This window comes from Thioalkalivibrio sp. ALE31, assembly GCF_000377405.1.
In the GTDB taxonomy this organism is placed as follows: domain Bacteria; phylum Pseudomonadota; class Gammaproteobacteria; order Ectothiorhodospirales; family Ectothiorhodospiraceae; genus Thioalkalivibrio.
Window position 1 is genome coordinate 86038 of the sequence record NZ_KB905021.1, and the last position, 15983, is coordinate 102020.

Genomic DNA, 15983 nt, shown 5'->3' on the forward strand with positions numbered 1-15983 from the left:
CGCGGGCGCGGCACGCAACGGCCAAAGGCCGAGCGTGCCCAGATGCCGGAAGACCCAGCCTTCATCTATTACCACGAACCTGTGGATCGCTGTTGTCTTGACCTTGAACCCCCGTTGTCGTCGCGCCGAGTGGAGAGGGTTTTCGCGGGATCAGAGGCGCTGGATGTCTGAGCGAAGCCGAAGGCGTAGCGAGTTCAGCGCCGCCCGCGAAAACCCTCGGAGTGAGGGGAACCCCGGCCCGCGTAGCGGGCCGGGGTCGCGGCAGTCGGGCGTGTTTCTTGGGTACTTCTTTGCACGAGCAAAGAAGTACCTCGCGGCGCGCTGGCGAGTCAGCGCCAGGCAGTATGTGGACCGGAGGCACCGTAAAAACCGAACGATGAACCAGGACCAGCCACAACCAGGCAGGCGGCGGACCGAAGGCAGGTGAAACACCAGGCGACGAACGGGGGCCAGCCACCAACGGCATAGAATGAACGATCGCCGGGCTGGAGCGGAGAGGCGGATGACGTCGCAAGCGGGCATCTCGTTGGACGCCGCGCGCGGCGCTCGCGTACACTTGAAGGCGTATCCGTACCCGTCCCGCGAGCACCGAACCGTTGTCCAGAACAGGGTCCCGTCCCTGTTGAAACGGTGCGGGCGAGGCCGGGTCAAAGACCCGAATCGATCGCAGTACCGCCGCCGGCGAACCGCCTGGCGGCCCCGACCCAGACCATCCGGAGGTCCCCTGTGTCCGCGCCCGCTCTGCTCGTCCTGGAAGATGGCACTGTGTTTCATGGTCAGGCGATTGGCGCCCAGGGCCAGACGGTCGGCGAGGTGGTGTTCAACACCGCGATGACCGGTTATCAGGAGATCCTGACGGATCCCTCCTACCACCGGCAGATGGTCACGCTGACCTATCCGCATATCGGCAACACCGGTACCAACCCGGAGGATGACGAGTCCACCCGCGCCTATGCCGCCGGGCTGATCATCCGCGACCTGCCGCCGCTGGTGTCGAACTGGCGTTCGCGCGAGTCGCTGCCGGATTACCTGCTGCGTCACGGCATCGTGGCGATCAGCGGGATCGATACCCGCAAGCTGACCCGCATCCTGCGCGAGAAGGGCGCGCTGAACGGCTGCATCCAGGCCGGCGATGTGGACGAGCAAGCGGCCCTGGCCGCCGCGCGCGAGTTTCCCGGCATCAAGGGCATGGACCTGGCGCGCGAGGTCACCACGCGCAGCCGCTACGAATGGCTGGAGGGCACCTGGCAGCTCGGCGAAGAGCCGGCCCGGGTGGACCCGGAGCAGGCTGAATTTCATGTGGTGGCCTACGACTTCGGCATGAAGCAGAACATCCTGCGCAAGCTGGCGGACCGGGGCTGCCGCGTGACCGTGGTGCCGGCCGAGACCCCGGTGGACGAGGTGATGGAGCTGAAGCCGGACGGGGTGTTCCTGTCCAACGGCCCGGGCGATCCCGAGCCCTGCACCTACGCGATCGATGCGATCCGCGACATCTGCGAGCGCAAGCTGCCGCTGTTCGGCATCTGCCTCGGGCATCAGCTGCTGGGGATCGCCAGCGGCGGCAAGAGCGTGAAGATGAAGTTCGGCCACCACGGGGCGAACCACCCGATCCGCCACGAGGAAAGCGGGCGGGTGATGATCTCGTCGCAGAACCACGGCTTTGCGATCGACGAGGACAACCTGCCCGATACGCTGACGCCGACTTACCGGTCGCTGTTCGACGGCACGCTGCAGGGTATTGCCCGCACCGACTGCCCGGCGTTCAGCCTGCAGGGACACCCCGAGGCCAGCCCGGGCCCGCACGATGTGTCCCCGGCGTTCGACGACTTCGTCGAGATGATGCGCGCCGCGCGCCGCTAAAGCTTCTCCTCCCGATTTCCGATTTCGACAGCCTGCGAGAGCCGTCACATGCCCAAGCGTACCGACATCCAGAGCATCCTGATCCTCGGGGCCGGCCCGATCGTGATCGGTCAGGCCTGCGAGTTCGACTACTCCGGCGCCCAGGCCTGCAAGGCCCTGCGCGAGGAGGGTTACCGGGTGATCCTGGTGAACTCCAACCCGGCGACCATCATGACCGATCCGGAGATGGCGGATGCCACCTACATCGAGCCGGTGGAGTGGGAGACGGTCGCCAAGATCATCGAGAAGGAGCGCCCGGATGCGGTGCTGCCGACCATGGGCGGTCAGACCGCGCTGAACTGCGCGCTGGACCTGTCGAAGGAAGGCGTGCTCGAGAAGTTCGGGGTGGAGATGATCGGCGCCAACGAGGCGGCGATCGACATGGCCGAGGACCGCGACCACTTCAAGGCGGCGATGGCCGACATCGGTCTGGATACCCCGACCGCGATGCTCGCGCACTCCTGGGAGGAGGCGCAGGAGATCCAGCCGAAGATCGGCTTTCCGGTGATTATCCGGCCGTCGTTCACCCTCGGCGGTTCGGGTGGTGGGATCGCGTACAACCGCGAGGAGTTCGAGTACATCGTCAAGAACGGGATCGACCTCTCGCCGGTCAACCAGGTGCTGCTGGAGGAATCGGCGCTGGGCTGGAAGGAGTTCGAGATGGAGGTGGTCCGCGACAAGGCGGACAACTGCATCATCATCTGCTCCATCGAGAACCTGGACCCGATGGGCATCCACACCGGGGACTCGATCACTGTGGCCCCGGCGCAGACCCTGACCGACAAGGAATACCAGATCATGCGCGACGCCTCGCTGGCGGTGCTGCGCAAGATCGGCGTGGAAACCGGTGGCTCCAACGTGCAGTTCGCGATCAACCCCGAGAACGGGCGCATGATCGTGATCGAGATGAACCCGCGGGTGTCGCGTTCCTCCGCGCTGGCCTCCAAGGCGACCGGCTTCCCGATCGCCAAGGTCGCGGCCAAGCTGGCGGTGGGCTACACCCTCGACGAGCTGAAAAACGAGATCACCGGCGGGCTGACCCCGGCCTCGTTCGAGCCGTCCATCGACTACGTGGTCACCAAGATCCCGCGCTTCACCTTCGAGAAATTCCCGCAGGCCGAGGCGCGGCTGACCACGCAGATGAAGGCGGTGGGCGAGGCGATGGCCATCGGCCGCACCTTCCAGGAGTCGTTCCAGAAGGCGCTGCGTTCGATGGAGACCGGCATGGACGGTCTCGACGAGCGCATTGACCTGGATGCCGACGACGTGGTCGATCAGCTGCGCACCCGGCTCGCCAACCCCAGCCCGGAGCAGGTGCTGTACGTGGCCGACGCCTTCCGCGCCGGCTTCTCGATCCAGGACATCTTCGACCTGACCGCGATCGACCCCTGGTTCCTGGCCCAGATCCAGGAACTGGTGGACGTCGAGAAGGGCCTGCGCGACCGCATCCTGGGCGACATCAAGGCCGAGGAGATGTACCGCCTGAAGCAGCGCGGCTTCTCCGACCTGCGCCTGGCGACGATCCTCAACGAGACGGAAAAGGCCGTGCGCAAGCACCGCCACGGCCTGGGCGTGCGCCCGGTGTACAAGCGGGTGGATACCTGCGCGGCCGAGTTCGCGACCACCACCGCCTATATGTACTCATCGTACGAAGAGGAGAACGAGGCGGAACCGACCGACAAACAGAAGATCATGGTCCTGGGCGGCGGGCCGAACCGTATTGGCCAGGGCATCGAGTTCGACTACTGCTGTGTGCACGCGGCGCTGGCGATGCGCGAGGATGGCTACGAGACCATCATGGTCAACTGCAACCCGGAGACCGTCTCCACCGACTATGACACCTCGGATCGGCTGTACTTCGAGCCGCTGACCCTGGAGGACGTGCTGGAGGTCGTGGCGACCGAGAACCCGGCCGGCGTGATCGTGCAGTACGGCGGGCAGACCCCGCTGAAGCTGGCGCGGGATCTCGAGGCGGCCGGGGTGCCGATTATCGGCACCAGCCCGGACTCGATCGACCTGGCCGAGGACCGCGAACGCTTCCAGGCCCTGCTGAACAAGCTGGGACTCAAGCAGCCGCCGAACCGCACCGCGCGCAGCGAGGAAGAGGCGGAGAAGCTGGCCGACGAGATCGGCTATCCACTGGTGGTGCGTCCGTCCTACGTGCTCGGTGGCCGCGCGATGGAGATCGTGCGCGACCGCGAGGACCTGCGCAGCTACATGCAGAACGCGGTGTCCGTCTCCAACGATGCCCCGGTGCTGCTGGATCGTTTCCTGGATGACGCGATCGAGGTCGATGTCGATGCCATCTCGGATGGCGAGAACGTGATCATCGGCGGGATCATGGAACACATTGAGCAGGCCGGCGTGCACTCGGGCGACTCCGCCTGTTCGCTGCCGCCGTTCTCGCTGTCGATGGCGCTACAGGACGAGATGGTCGAGCAGGTGCGCAAGATGGCGCTGGGGCTCAAGGTCGTCGGCCTGATGAACACCCAGTTCGCGATCAAGGGCGACGATATCTACGTGCTGGAGGTCAATCCGCGCGCCTCGCGCACCGTGCCGTATGTCTCCAAGAGCGTCGGCCGGCCGCTGGCCAAGATTGCCGCCCGCTGCATGGCCGGGCAGACCCTGCCCGAGCAGGGCGTGGGCGATGCGGTCTACCCCGATTACTACTCGGTAAAGGAATCGGTGTTCCCGTTCGCCAAGTTCCAGGGCGTGGACCCGATCCTGGGGCCGGAGATGAAGTCCACCGGCGAGGTGATGGGGGTCGGTCGCAGCTTCGCCGAGGCCTTCGCCAAGAGCCAGCTGGGGGCGGGCGTGCTGCTGCCGTCCACCGGCAAGGCCTTCGTGTCCGTGCGCGAGATCGACAAGCCGCTGGTGGGTGAAGTCGCGCGCCGCCTGGTCGAGCTGGGTTTCGAGGTTCTGGCCACCCGGGGCACGGCGAACGTGCTGGAGGAGGCCGGGATCGCGGTGACCCGCGTGAACAAGGTCACCGAGGGTCGTCCGCATATCGTGGACATGATCAAGAACGACGAGATCAGCTTCATCATCAACACCGTGGAGGGCAAGCAGTCGACCTCCGACTCCTACACCATCCGCCGCGAGGCGCTGATGCACAAGGTGGGCTATACCACCACCATTGCCGGGGCCAAGGCCACCGTGCAGGCCCTGGATCATCTGGGGGCGAACGACGTCTTCCGGCTGCAGGACCTCCACCAGGAAAATCTCGGAGGGAAAAGCGCATGAACAAGACGCCCTTGACCGTGACTGGCGCGGAAAAGATGAAGGAAGAGCTGAAGAAGCTGAAGGGCGAGGACCGCCCGCGCGTGGTCAACGCGATCTCCGAGGCGCGCGAGCATGGTGACCTCAAGGAGAACGCCGAGTATCACGCCGCGCGCGAGCAGCAGAGCTTCATCGAGGGCCGCATCCGCGAGCTGGAGGCGAAGCTCTCCAATGCCCAAATCATCGACGTCACGGCCCTGCCGCAGACCGGCAAGGTCGTGTTCGGCACCACGGTGGTGCTGGAGGCGACCGAGGACGGGCGCCAGGTGACCTACAAGATCGTGGGCGAGGACGAGGCCGACATCAAGAACAACATGATTTCGGTGTCTTCCCCGATCGCGCGGGCGCTGATCGGTAAGGAAGAGGGCGATGTGGTCACCGTGCAGGCCCCGGGCGGGGAGACGGAGTACGAGATCCTGGAGGTCCGCTACGTCAACTGACGCCGCCGTATCCGGCTGTCAGGCCGGGTCCAGCGAGACCTTCGGGTCCTCCGGGTTGCGCCGGAACAGGGTGGCGACATGACCGATGCGCTGAATCCGCTCGGCGCCGGTGCGCTCGCACAGTTCCTCGACGGCCCCGTTGCGGGCCTCGCGATCCCCGATATTCACCTTGATCTTGACCAGTTCGTGGTGGGTGAGCGCCAGTTCCAGTTCCGCCAGCACCGCGTCGGTCAGCCCGTTGCGGCCAATGGTCACGACGGGTTTGCGGGGATGGGCGAGGCTGCGCAGGTGGCGGCGTTGCGCGTCGGTCAGATTCACGGGAGGCCGTTTTTCGGTGTTGGAAAGCCAAAATTGTAGCACGCCGAGTGCCGGCGCAAGGATCGGGCATGCCCAAGCGTAGCCGCTCCAGCCAGCGCTGGCTGAAGGAACATTTCGATGACCCCTACGTCCAGCGGGCCCAGCAGGAGGGCTACCGCGGGCGCGCGGTCTACAAGCTGCAGGAGCTCGACGAGCGCGACCGGCTGCTGAAGCCCGGGATGCGCGTGGTGGACCTGGGTGCGGCGCCGGGCGGCTGGACCCAGTACGCCGCGCAGAAAATCGGGCGCAAAGGGGTCCTGGTCGCGACCGATATCCTGCCCATGGATCCCGTGCCGGGCGCGGAGATCGTGACCGGCGACTTCCGCGAGGACGCCGTGCTGGATGCGATCCTGAGCGCGCTCGGGGACGAGCCGGCCGACCTTGTGCTTTCCGATATGGCCCCCAACCTGACCGGTACGGATGCCGTGGATCAGCCGCGTTCCATCCATCTGTGTGAACTGGCGCTGGAGTTGGCCACCCAGATTCTGAACCCCCGGGGGGCTTTTCTGGTCAAGCTGTTTCAGGGCGAAGGTTCCGATGCCTACCTGGCCGAGGTGCGCCGCCGGTTTCGCTCGGTCAAGGTGCGCAAACCGAAGGCCTCGCGGCCTCGGTCACGGGAAGTGTATGTATTGGCACGCGAGCCCCGGGATGTGTAAAGCTGCCTGCAACTGACGATTGATGTTTTTCGAGGTGTCGTTTTGAACGGTCTGGCCAAGAACCTGATCATCTGGGCGGTGATTGCCGTCGTCCTGATGTCTGTCTTCAACAACTTCGGCCCACAGCAGCAGACGCAGGATGTGCGGAGCATTACCTACTCCGAGTTCATCCGCGATGTGCAGGGCGGTCGCGTGGATAACGTGACCATCAAGGGCGAGAAGATCGAGGGCACCACCCTGGAAGGCCAGCGATTCACCACGGTGAATCCGAACGACCCGGGCCTGATTGGCGACCTGCTGCAGAACAATGTGGAGGTCAATGCCCACGAGGAGGCCGAGCGTTCCCTGCTGATGAGCATCCTGATCAGCTGGTTCCCGATCCTGCTGCTGATCGCCGTGTGGATCTACTTCATGCGCCAGATGCAGGGCGGTGGCGCCGGCGGCAAGGGCGCGATGTCCTTCGGCAAGTCCAAGGCCAAGCTGATGTCGGAGGACCAGGTCAAGGTCGGCTTCGGTGACGTGGCCGGCTGCGACGAGGCCAAGGAAGAGGTCACCGAACTGGTGGACTTCCTGCGCGACCCGTCCAAGTTCCAGAAACTCGGCGGCCAGATCCCGCGCGGGGTGCTGATGGTGGGCTCTCCGGGTACCGGCAAGACGCTGCTGGCCAAGGCCATCGCCGGCGAGGCCAAGGTGCCGTTCTTCAGCATCTCCGGTTCCGACTTCGTCGAGATGTTCGTCGGCGTGGGCGCCTCGCGCGTGCGAGACATGTTCTCCGAGGCCAAGAAGCACGCTCCCTGCATTATCTTCATCGACGAGATCGATGCGGTCGGTCGCCAGCGCGGCGCCGGCATGGGCGGTGGTCACGACGAGCGCGAGCAGACGCTGAACCAGCTGCTGGTCGAGATGGACGGCTTCGAGGGCACCGAGGGGGTCATCGTGATCGCCGCGACCAACCGCCCGGACGTGCTGGACCCGGCGCTGCTGCGCCCGGGCCGCTTCGACCGCCAGGTGGTGGTGCCGCCGCCGGACGTGCGCGGCCGCGAGCAGATCCTCAAGGTCCACATGAAGAAGACCCCGATCGCGGAGGATGTGCGCCCGGACCTGATTGCCCGCGGTACGCCGGGCTTCTCCGGGGCGGATCTGGCCAACCTGGTCAACGAGGCGGCGTTGTTCGCGGCCCGGGCCAACAAGCGCCTGGTGGATATGTCCGACTTCGAGCGCGCCAAGGACAAGATCATGATGGGTGCCGAGCGCAAGTCCATGGTGATGTCCGAGGACGAGAAGAAGCTGACCGCCTATCACGAGGCCGGGCATGCGATCGTCGGCCTGACGGTGCCGGAGCATGACCCGGTGTACAAGGTCAGCATCATCCCGCGCGGGCGCGCCCTCGGGGTGACCATGTTCCTGCCGGAGGAAGACCGCTACAGCCACTCGAAGACGCGTCTGGAAAGCCAGCTGGCGAGCCTGTTCGGCGGGCGGCTGGCGGAAGAGATCATCTTCGGCAACGACAAGGTGACCACCGGGGCCTCCAACGACATCGAGCGTGCCACCCAGATCGCGCGCAATATGGTCACCAAGTGGGGCCTGTCGGACAAGCTGGGCCCGCTGGACTACGGCGAGGAAGAGGGGCATCCCTTCCTGGGCGGGCAGATGGGCAAGTCCAAGCCGATGTCCGACGAGACCGCGCGCGAGATCGACGCCGAGGTGCGCCAGATCATCGACACGAATTACCAGCACGCGAAGCAGATCCTGGTGGATAACATCGACAAGCTGCATGCGATGGCCCAGGCACTAGTGAAGTACGAGACCATCGACGACAAGCAGATCGAGGACATCATGGCCGGGCGCGAACCCCGCGAACCCGCCGACTGGGACAGCGGCGGCGGCCCCGGCGGTACCGCGCAGGCCGGCGAGGAGTCCGACGCCAGTGGCTCGGGTGACGGCTCCGAAGGTCGCGATGACGACGACAACAAGGGTGTTGTAGGCGGCCCCGCGCCGCAGTCCTGAGCGGGGCCCCCGCCGACGCGTCGAACCCAGGCCGCCAGGCCCTTTCCTGGCGGCCTTTTTCGTTGGTAGCAAAGGAGAATGATCGTGCCGACCGATGCACCCGTGCTGCAATGCGGAGCGCGCCGCCTGGACCTGGGGCGGCCACGCATCATGGGTATCCTCAATGTGACCCCGGACTCGTTCTCCGATGGCGGGCAATATGCCCGGGTCGAAGAGGCCCTGGCGCGCGCCCGCGCCATGGTCGCGGAGGGGGCGGATCTCCTCGATGTGGGGGGTGAGTCCACGCGTCCCGGCGCGGAGCCGGTACCACTGGAGGAGGAGCGCCGCCGGGTGCTGCCGGTGATCGAGGCGCTGCACGCGGAAATCGGTGTGCCGCTGTCCGTGGATACGATGAAGCCGGCGTTGATGCGCGAGGCGGTCGCGGCCGGCGCCGGGTTGCTCAACGACGTCAACGGCTTCCGAGCCGAGGGGGCCCTGGAGGCGGCGGTCGAGGCGGCGCGCGAGGATGGCGTGGCGCTTTGCGCGATGCATATGCAGGGCGAGCCGCAGTCGATGCAGCGTGCGCCGCATTATGACGACGTGGTGACCGAGATCGCGGCCTTTCTGGACCAGCGGGTGCGCGAATTGCGGGCCGCCGGCGTGCCGCGAGGCCAGATCCTGCTAGACCCGGGGTTTGGCTTTGGCAAGACCCTGGCGCACAACGTCGCCCTGTTTCGTGGCCTGCCGCATCTGGCCGGGGCCGGCCTGCCGTTGCTGGTCGGCGTTTCGCGCAAATCGATGATCGGCCAGTTGCTGGGGGATCGCCCGGTCGCCGAGCGGGACCCGGGGAGTGCCGTGGCGGCGATGCTGGCGGCGCAGGCCGGGGCGCGTGTCCTGCGTGTGCACAACGTCTCGGCGACCCGCGACGCGCTGGCGCTATACTCGGAGTTGCGGCCGGATGGCGGCGAAGAGCAGGACAATCGAGGGAACTGATGGGCAAGTATTTCGGGACGGACGGGATTCGCGGGCGCACCGGCGAGTGGCCCATGACGCCGGAGTTTGCGCTGCGGTTGGGGTATGCCGTGGGCGAGGTGCTGGGCGAGAACGGCCAGCGCCAGGGCCCGGTGCTGGTGGGCAAGGACACGCGGGTGTCCGGCTACATGTTCGAGTCGGCGCTGGAGGCCGGGCTGTCGGCCGCCGGGCTGGATGTCGCGCTGCTGGGGCCGATGCCCACGCCCGCGATCGCCTACCTGACCCATACCTTCCGTGCGACCGCGGGCATCGTGATCAGTGCCTCGCACAACCCGTTCCACGACAACGGGTTCAAGTTCTTCACGCCCGAGGGCGACAAGCTGCCGGATGCGACCGAGGCCGCGATCGAGGCGCGCCTGGATCAGCCGGCGCAGCCGATCGACGCGGCGCGACTGGGCAAGGCCGTGCGCATCAGCGATGCGGCCGGGCGCTATGTGGAGTTCTGCAAGAGCGCCATCCCGGCGCGCTCCGAGTTGCGCGGCATGAAGGTGGTGATCGACTGCGCCCATGGGGCCACCTACAACGTCTCCCCGCATGTATTCGAGGAGCTGGGCGCCCGTGTCGAGATCCTTGGCGCGAGTCCTGACGGCTACAACATCAACGAGGGCGTGGGCGCCCTGTACCCCGAGAAGGTGGCGGCGCAGGTGCGCGCCAGCGGGGCGGACCTCGGGATTGCCCTGGACGGCGATGGTGACCGCGTGATCCTGGCCGATGCCGATGGCACGGTCGTGGACGGCGATCAGATCCTCGGCATCCTGGCGCTGGCGCGGCAGCAGAGCGGGGGCTTCGATGGTGGGGTGGTCGGGACGCTGATGACCAACCTCGGCCTGGAGCAGGCCCTGAATGGCGCCGGCATCCCGTTCGTGCGCGCGAAGGTCGGGGATCGCTACGTGCTGGAGGAGCTCCGGCGTCGCGACTGGACCCTGGGTGGCGAGGGGTCGGGCCACATCGTCTGCCTCGAGCACACCACGACCGGTGATGGCACGGTCGCGGCGCTGCAGGTCGCCCACCTGATGCATCGCGCCGGCCAGCCGCTGTCGGCGCTGGCCGCGGCGATCCCCAAGCTCCCGCAGTGCCTGATCAATGTGCCCGTCAGCGGTGCCGCTTCGGGCTGCCTGGAGGCCGAGCCGGTACGCGCGGAGGTTGCCGCGGTCGAGGGGCAGCTGGGCCAGCGCGGCCGAGTGCTGCTGCGTCCCTCGGGTACCGAACCGCTGGTGCGGGTGATGGTCGAGGGCGAGGACGCGAACGAGACCCGCTCGGCCGCTGAGCGCATCGCCGACAGTATCCGCGCGGCGATCTGACGCCCTCGGCGCCCGCGGGCGGCTCTCCCTGCGTCACCCCGCGCCGGGCGCCGCCGGCGTGGCGCGTGCCGGCTTGGTTGATTTGCTCCCGGTGCGCCGGTAACATCCCGCCGCTCTAATCATCATGATCGGACCCCGTCTATCCATGGGGTGCGTCCGACCGCAGGAGGAAGATCCGCATGCGCACGCCGCTGGTCGCCGGAAACTGGAAGATGAACGGTTCGCGGGACGCGAACCGCGCGCTCCTGAGCGCCCTGAAGGGCAGCCTGGGCGATATCCGGGGCGTGGACGTGGCGGTGTGTCCGCCCGCGGTCTACCTCGCCGAAATCGCCGACGACCTCTCGGGCGGCCCCATTGCGGTGGGTGCCCAGGATTGCTCGGACCAGGAGAAGGGCGCCTACACCGGCGAACTGGCCGGCGCCATGCTGGCCGAGGTCGGCTGCCGTTACGTGATCGTCGGGCACTCCGAGCGCCGTGAGCGGCAGAACGAGGACAGTGCCTGGGTGGCCGCGAAATTCGTTGCGGCCCAGGCGGCCGGCCTGATTCCGATCCTGTGTGTCGGCGAGCAGAAGGACGACCGCGAGGGTGGCCGTACCGAGAGCGTCGTGGCCGAGCAGCTGGATGCGGTGCTGGACGCGGCCGGGGTCGAGGCCTTCGCCAGTGCCGTGGTGGCCTACGAGCCGGTCTGGGCGATCGGCACCGGGCTGACCGCCACGCCGGAACAGGCCCAGGAGGTGCATGCCTTCATCCGTAATCGCGTCGCCGGCCGCGACCCGCGCATCGCCGCGGAGCTGCGCATTCTCTACGGCGGCAGCATGAAGGCCGACAATGCATCCGGGCTGCTGGCGCTGGAGGATATCGACGGCGGTCTCATCGGCGGCGCCTCGCTGGATGCCGACGGGTTCACCGCCATCGTCCGTGCCGCGGGCGAGCGAGTCGCAGCATGATTTACGGCCTGCTCCTGGTTGTCCAGGTCGCGGTCTCGATCGGCCTGATCGCGCTGATCCTGATGCAGCACGGCAAAGGGGCCGATGCCGGCGCCGCCTTCGGCAGCGGGGCTTCGGCAACGGTGTTCGGGGCGGCCGGTTCGGCCAACTTTCTGAGCCGTTCGACCGCGTTTCTGGCGGTGGTGTTCTTCCTGAACAGCCTGACACTGGCCTATCTGGCCGCCTCCAGCCCGGAGGCCGAGAGCCTGCTGGACCAGATGGAGGCCATGGAAGAGGAAGGTGACGGTCCGCCGGATCTTCCGCGCGAGGTGGTCCCGGGGCAGGAGCCCGCGGGCGATACCCCGCAATCCGGCCGGCCGGCCGACGTGCCCGACTGATCCCGGGTACCTGTACCAAACGGCAGATGTGGTGGAATTGGTAGACACGCTATCTTGAGGGGGTAGTGGCGCAAGCCGTGTGGGTTCGAGTCCCACCATCTGCACCAAATTCTGGATGGCCCGGGTTGCTCTCTGTTCCTGAGTGCCCGGGCCAAATAACAATAAAATCAGCGTCTTATAAAATTACGAATACTTGACACCGTTTTTGGGCATCACCTAGACTCCGTGCCCGGTGTGCGGTCCTGTCTCGTCTCCACGAGGGCGGTCCGTACCCGCGCTTTCAACCAGCAACGCTGAACGGCTCGCCGGCGCGCCCGATCCACGCGACGCCTCGCGAACCTGCCCGCCAGAGGCGGCGTACGGGAGAGAGAAATGCTGGAAGGTTATCTACCCATCCTGCTGTTCATCGCAGTGGGCATCGTGATCGGGATCGTACCGCTGATCGTCGGTATGGCGGTGGGTCCGCGCAAGCCGGACGCCGCCAAGAACTCGCCCTACGAGTGCGGCTTCGAGGCCTTCGAGGACTCGCGGCTCAAGTTTGATGTGCGCTTCTACCTGGTGGCGATCCTGTTCATCATCTTCGATCTGGAGATCGCCTTCCTGTTCCCGTGGGCAGTGTCGCTAGACACCATTGGCCTGTTCGGGCTTCTTGCGATGGCGCTGTTTCTCGTCATTCTGGTGGTCGGTTTCATTTACGAGTGGAAGAAGGGGGCGCTGGAATGGGAATAGAAGGCGTTCTTGAAAAGGGCTTCGTCACGACCTCGGCGGACAAGCTCATCAACTGGGCCCGTACCGGCTCCCTGTGGCCGATGACCTTCGGCCTGGCGTGCTGCGCGGTGGAGATGATGCACGCCGGTGCGGCGCGCTATGACCTCGACCGCTTCGGGATTATCTTCCGGCCCAGTCCGCGCCAGTCGGACGTGATGATCGTCGCCGGCACCCTGGTCAACAAGATGGCCCCGGCCCTGCGCAAGGTCTACGACCAGATGCCCGAGCCACGCTGGGTGATCTCCATGGGCTCCTGTGCCAACGGGGGCGGGTACTACCACTACTCCTACGCCGTCGTGCGCGGCTGCGACCGCATCGTGCCGGTGGATGTCTACGTGCCGGGTTGCCCGCCGACGGCCGAGGCGCTGCTCTACGGCATCATCCAGCTGCAGAACAAGATCCGGCGCACGAACACCATCGCGCGCTGACGCACCCGGGGTTTCCGATGGCTGAACAAGACAACTGGATCGACGCCCTGCGGGCGGAACTGGGCGATGCCCTGGAAAGCCTGCACGAGGCGAACGACGAGATCACCGTCGATATCACGCCCGGGTCCTGGCGCGAGGCGGGCGAGAAGCTTCGTGATGCGCTGGGTTTCGAGATCCTGATCGACCTGTGCGGGGTGGATTACCTCGAATACGGCCAGGACGAGTGGGGTACCGATTCCGCCACCAATACGGGCTTCTCCCGGGGAGTCGAGGCTGCGACCTCGGGGCGCTTCACCTTCGATGACGCGCCGGAAGATTCCAACTGGGACGGGCCGCGCTTCACCGTGGTGGCCCACCTCCTGTCGGTGGCGCACAACCGCCGCGTCCGCATGCGGGCCTGGCTGGACGATGAGGAATTTCCCGAGATCGAGTCGCTGGTGGAGGTCTGGGCCTCGGCCAACTGGTTCGAGCGCGAGGCCTTCGATCTGTTCGGCATCCTGTTCTCCGGGCACCCGGACCTGCGCCGCATCCTCACCGACTACGGCTTTGTCGGCCACCCGTTCCGCAAGGACTTCCCGCTGATCGGCCACGTCGAGATGCGTTACGACGCCGAACAGGCGCGCGTGGTGTACCAGCCAGTGACCATCGAGCCCCGCGTGCTGGTGCCCAAGGTGATCCGCGACGACCATCGCTACAGCGAGGGCGAGAAGCCGGGCGAAGGAGCCGAGAATGCCTGAGATTCGCAACTTCACCCTGAACTTCGGGCCGCAGCATCCGTCCGCCCACGGCGTGCTGCGTCTGGTGCTGGAGATGGACGGCGAGGTCGTGCAGCGCGCCGACCCGCATATCGGTCTGCTCCATCGCGGCACCGAGAAGCTCGCCGAGAGCAAGCCCTACAACCAGTCCATCGGCTATATGGACCGTCTCGACTACGTGTCGATGATGGCCAACGAGCACGGCTACGTGCTGGCGATGGAGAAGCTGCTGGGCATCGAGGCCCCGCTGCGGGCGCAGTACATCCGGGTAATGTTCGACGAGATCACCCGCATCCTGAATCACCTGATGTGGCTGGGTGCGCATGCGCTGGATATCGGCGCGATGGCGGTGTTCCTGTATGCCTTCCGCGAGCGCGAGGACCTGATGGACTGCTACGAGGCGGTCTCGGGTGCGCGCATGCACGCGACCTATTACCGTCCGGGCGGCGTCGCGCGCGACCTGCCGGGCACGATGCCCAAGTATCAGCCGTCCTCCTGGAAATCCCAGGAAGTGGTGGATGACCTGAATAAAATCCGCCAGGGCTCGCTGCTGGACTTCATCGAGGCCTTCACCGAGCGCTTCCCCGGCTGCGTGGACGAATACGAGACCCTGCTGACCGACAACCGGATCTGGAAGCAGCGCACCGTGGGCATCGGCGTGGTCGATCCCGACCGTGCCAAGCAGCTGGGCTTTACCGGTCCAATGCTGCGCGGCTCCGGCATCGAGTGGGACCTGCGCAAGAAGCAGCCCTACGAGGTCTATGACCGCCTCGATTTCGATATCCCGGTGGGCGTCAACGGCGACTGCTACGACCGCTATCTGGTGCGCATCGAGGAGATGCGCCAGTCCAACCGCATCATCCGTCAGTGCGTGGACTGGCTGCGCCAGAACCCGGGCCCGGTGCTGCTGGAGGATCACAAGATCACCCCGCCGAAGCGCGAGGAGATGAAGGCCGACATGGAGGCCCTGATCCACCACTTCAAGCTGTTCACCGAGGGCATGTGCCTGCCGGAAGGCGAGGCCTATGCCGCGGTCGAGCATCCGAAGGGCGAGTTCGGCGTGTATCTGGTCTCGGATGGTTCCAACAAGCCCTATCGCCTGAAGGTTCGCCCGCCGGGCTTTGTGCACCTGTCCGCGCTGGACGAGATGGCGCGCGGCCACATGCTGGCCGATGTGGTCGCCATTATCGGGACCCAGGACATCGTATTCGGGGAGATCGACCGCTGATGGCTGCCGAACAGAAAACCGTCGCCTTCCACAAGCCCGCCGGCAAGAAGGTGGAGCTCAGCGACCACGAGCGCGAAGAGATCGACGCCTGGCTGGCGCGCTATCCCGAAGACCAGAAGCGCTCTGCGGTGCTGGGCGCCCTGCGCGCGGTGCAGCACGAGGATGGCTATCTCTCCACCGCCAAAATGGACGCCGTCGCCGAGTACCTCGGCCTGCCGGCGATCGCGGTCTACGAGGTGGGCTCGTTCTATTCGATGTACGAGCTGGAGCCGGTCGGCAAGCACACGATCATGGTGTGCAACAACATCTCCTGCATGCTGCGCGGCTCGGAGCAGATCATCGAGCACCTGGAGAACCGTCTCGGCATCAAGCTCGGGGAGAGCACCCCGGACGGCAAGTTCTACCTGAAGATGGAAGAGGAGTGCCTGGCGGCCTGCTGTGGCGCCCCGATGATGCAGGTGGATCACGTCTACTACGAGAATCTCACGCCCGAGAAGGTCGACGAGATCCTCGACGGTCTGGAGAAGTAG

At 66.2% G+C, this 15983-nt stretch carries 15 protein-coding genes and 1 tRNA gene; 15 read left to right on the forward strand and 1 reads right to left on the reverse strand.

Annotation, left to right across the window (positions count from 1 at the left end):
- Window positions 1-726 precede the first annotated feature (726 nt).
- Genes carA through greA form a run of 3 tightly spaced genes read left to right on the forward strand, consistent with a single transcriptional unit; the run spans window position 727 to window position 5618 of the window.
- Window positions 727-1860 carry a glutamine-hydrolyzing carbamoyl-phosphate synthase small subunit gene (gene carA, locus D103_RS0103840; RefSeq protein WP_018875884.1) on the forward strand — a complete coding sequence of 378 codons (1134 nt, stop codon included), beginning with the start codon at window positions 727-729 and terminating at the stop codon, window positions 1858-1860.
- Window positions 1861-1908: 48 nt separating this feature from the next.
- Window positions 1909-5142 carry a carbamoyl-phosphate synthase large subunit gene (gene carB / locus D103_RS0103845; protein WP_018875885.1) on the forward strand — a complete coding sequence of 1078 codons (3234 nt, stop codon included), beginning with the start codon at window positions 1909-1911 and terminating at the stop codon, window positions 5140-5142.
- Window positions 5139-5618: a transcription elongation factor GreA gene (gene greA / locus D103_RS0103850; protein WP_018867783.1), complete on the forward strand. Its 480-nt coding sequence runs from the start codon at window positions 5139-5141 to the stop codon at window positions 5616-5618. Before carB ends, greA begins: the two co-directional genes overlap by 4 nt.
- An 18-nt stretch (window positions 5619-5636) precedes the next feature.
- Here greA and yhbY read toward each other — a convergent pair whose 3' ends face one another.
- Window positions 5637-5936: a ribosome assembly RNA-binding protein YhbY gene (gene yhbY / locus D103_RS0103855; protein ID WP_018867784.1), complete on the reverse strand. Its 300-nt coding sequence runs from the start codon at window positions 5934-5936 to the stop codon at window positions 5637-5639.
- Between the two features lie 68 nt (window positions 5937-6004).
- Between yhbY and rlmE the strand changes: the two genes are divergently transcribed.
- The 12 genes from rlmE (at window position 6005) to nuoE (ending at window position 15983) form a co-directional block, all read left to right on the forward strand.
- A complete protein-coding gene (rlmE, locus tag D103_RS0103860) occupies window positions 6005-6631 on the forward strand; it encodes a 23S rRNA (uridine(2552)-2'-O)-methyltransferase RlmE (RefSeq protein ID WP_018867785.1) in 627 nt (208 codons plus the stop codon).
- A 42-nt stretch (window positions 6632-6673) separates the two neighbouring features.
- Window positions 6674-8638 (forward strand): ATP-dependent zinc metalloprotease FtsH, encoded by a 1965-nt coding sequence (gene ftsH / locus D103_RS0103865; protein ID WP_018875886.1) that lies wholly within the window; start codon window positions 6674-6676, stop codon window positions 8636-8638.
- A 78-nt stretch (window positions 8639-8716) separates the two neighbouring features.
- Complete coding sequence (folP, locus tag D103_RS0103870) at window positions 8717-9610, forward strand: dihydropteroate synthase (protein WP_018867787.1); 894 nt, start codon at window positions 8717-8719, stop codon at window positions 9608-9610.
- On the forward strand, window positions 9610-10950 hold the full coding sequence (glmM, locus tag D103_RS0103875; protein WP_018875887.1) for a phosphoglucosamine mutase: 1341 nt from the start codon (window positions 9610-9612) through the stop codon (window positions 10948-10950). The genes folP and glmM overlap by 1 nt, the downstream gene beginning before the upstream one ends.
- A 179-nt stretch (window positions 10951-11129) precedes the next feature.
- The gene (tpiA, locus tag D103_RS0103880) at window positions 11130-11897 is read left to right on the forward strand and encodes a triose-phosphate isomerase (RefSeq protein WP_018875888.1); all 768 of its coding nucleotides are present in this window, start codon (window positions 11130-11132) and stop codon (window positions 11895-11897) included.
- Entirely contained in the window at window positions 11894-12274 is a 381-nt protein-coding gene (gene secG, locus D103_RS0103885; protein WP_018867790.1) for a preprotein translocase subunit SecG, read from the forward strand. The genes tpiA and secG overlap by 4 nt, the downstream gene beginning before the upstream one ends.
- 22 nt (window positions 12275-12296) lie before the next feature.
- Window positions 12297-12381, forward strand: a tRNA-Leu gene (locus D103_RS0103890).
- 265 nt (window positions 12382-12646) lie between these two features.
- Window positions 12647-13003 carry an NADH-quinone oxidoreductase subunit A gene (locus D103_RS0103895; RefSeq protein WP_017941353.1) on the forward strand — a complete coding sequence of 119 codons (357 nt, stop codon included), beginning with the start codon at window positions 12647-12649 and terminating at the stop codon, window positions 13001-13003.
- Window positions 12994-13470, forward strand: coding sequence for an NADH-quinone oxidoreductase subunit B family protein (locus tag D103_RS0103900; protein ID WP_012982122.1), 477 nt, complete (start codon window positions 12994-12996; stop codon window positions 13468-13470). The genes D103_RS0103895 and D103_RS0103900 overlap by 10 nt, the downstream gene beginning before the upstream one ends.
- Before the next feature lie 17 nt (window positions 13471-13487).
- The gene (locus D103_RS0103905; protein ID WP_018867791.1) at window positions 13488-14207 is read left to right on the forward strand and encodes an NADH-quinone oxidoreductase subunit C; all 720 of its coding nucleotides are present in this window, start codon (window positions 13488-13490) and stop codon (window positions 14205-14207) included.
- Complete coding sequence (locus D103_RS0103910) at window positions 14200-15453, forward strand: NADH-quinone oxidoreductase subunit D (protein WP_017941350.1); 1254 nt, start codon at window positions 14200-14202, stop codon at window positions 15451-15453. The genes D103_RS0103905 and D103_RS0103910 overlap by 8 nt, the downstream gene beginning before the upstream one ends.
- Window positions 15453-15983: an NAD(P)H-dependent oxidoreductase subunit E gene (gene nuoE, locus D103_RS0103915; protein ID WP_012982125.1), complete on the forward strand. Its 531-nt coding sequence runs from the start codon at window positions 15453-15455 to the stop codon at window positions 15981-15983. Before D103_RS0103910 ends, nuoE begins: the two co-directional genes overlap by 1 nt.

Bases quoted from the DNA above. Each gene is read 5' to 3' on its own strand.
- D103_RS0103900 (WP_012982122.1), top strand. From the start codon at position 12,994: ATGGGAATAGAAGGCGTTCTTGAAAAGGGCTTCGTCACGACCTCGGCG.
- glmM (WP_018875887.1), top strand. From the start codon at position 9,610: ATGGGCAAGTATTTCGGGACGGACGGGATTCGCGGGCGCACCGGCGAG.
- D103_RS0103895 (WP_017941353.1), top strand. From the start codon at position 12,647: ATGCTGGAAGGTTATCTACCCATCCTGCTGTTCATCGCAGTGGGCATC.
- tpiA (WP_018875888.1), top strand. From the start codon at position 11,130: ATGCGCACGCCGCTGGTCGCCGGAAACTGGAAGATGAACGGTTCGCGG.
- secG (WP_018867790.1), top strand. From the start codon at position 11,894: ATGATTTACGGCCTGCTCCTGGTTGTCCAGGTCGCGGTCTCGATCGGC.
- folP (WP_018867787.1), top strand. From the start codon at position 8,717: ATGATCGTGCCGACCGATGCACCCGTGCTGCAATGCGGAGCGCGCCGC.
- D103_RS0103905 (WP_018867791.1), top strand. From the start codon at position 13,488: ATGGCTGAACAAGACAACTGGATCGACGCCCTGCGGGCGGAACTGGGC.
- D103_RS0103910 (WP_017941350.1), top strand. From the start codon at position 14,200: ATGCCTGAGATTCGCAACTTCACCCTGAACTTCGGGCCGCAGCATCCG.
- carB (WP_018875885.1), top strand. From the start codon at position 1,909: ATGCCCAAGCGTACCGACATCCAGAGCATCCTGATCCTCGGGGCCGGC.
- rlmE (WP_018867785.1), top strand. From the start codon at position 6,005: ATGCCCAAGCGTAGCCGCTCCAGCCAGCGCTGGCTGAAGGAACATTTC.
- nuoE (WP_012982125.1), top strand. From the start codon at position 15,453: ATGGCTGCCGAACAGAAAACCGTCGCCTTCCACAAGCCCGCCGGCAAG.
- greA (WP_018867783.1), top strand. From the start codon at position 5,139: ATGAACAAGACGCCCTTGACCGTGACTGGCGCGGAAAAGATGAAGGAA.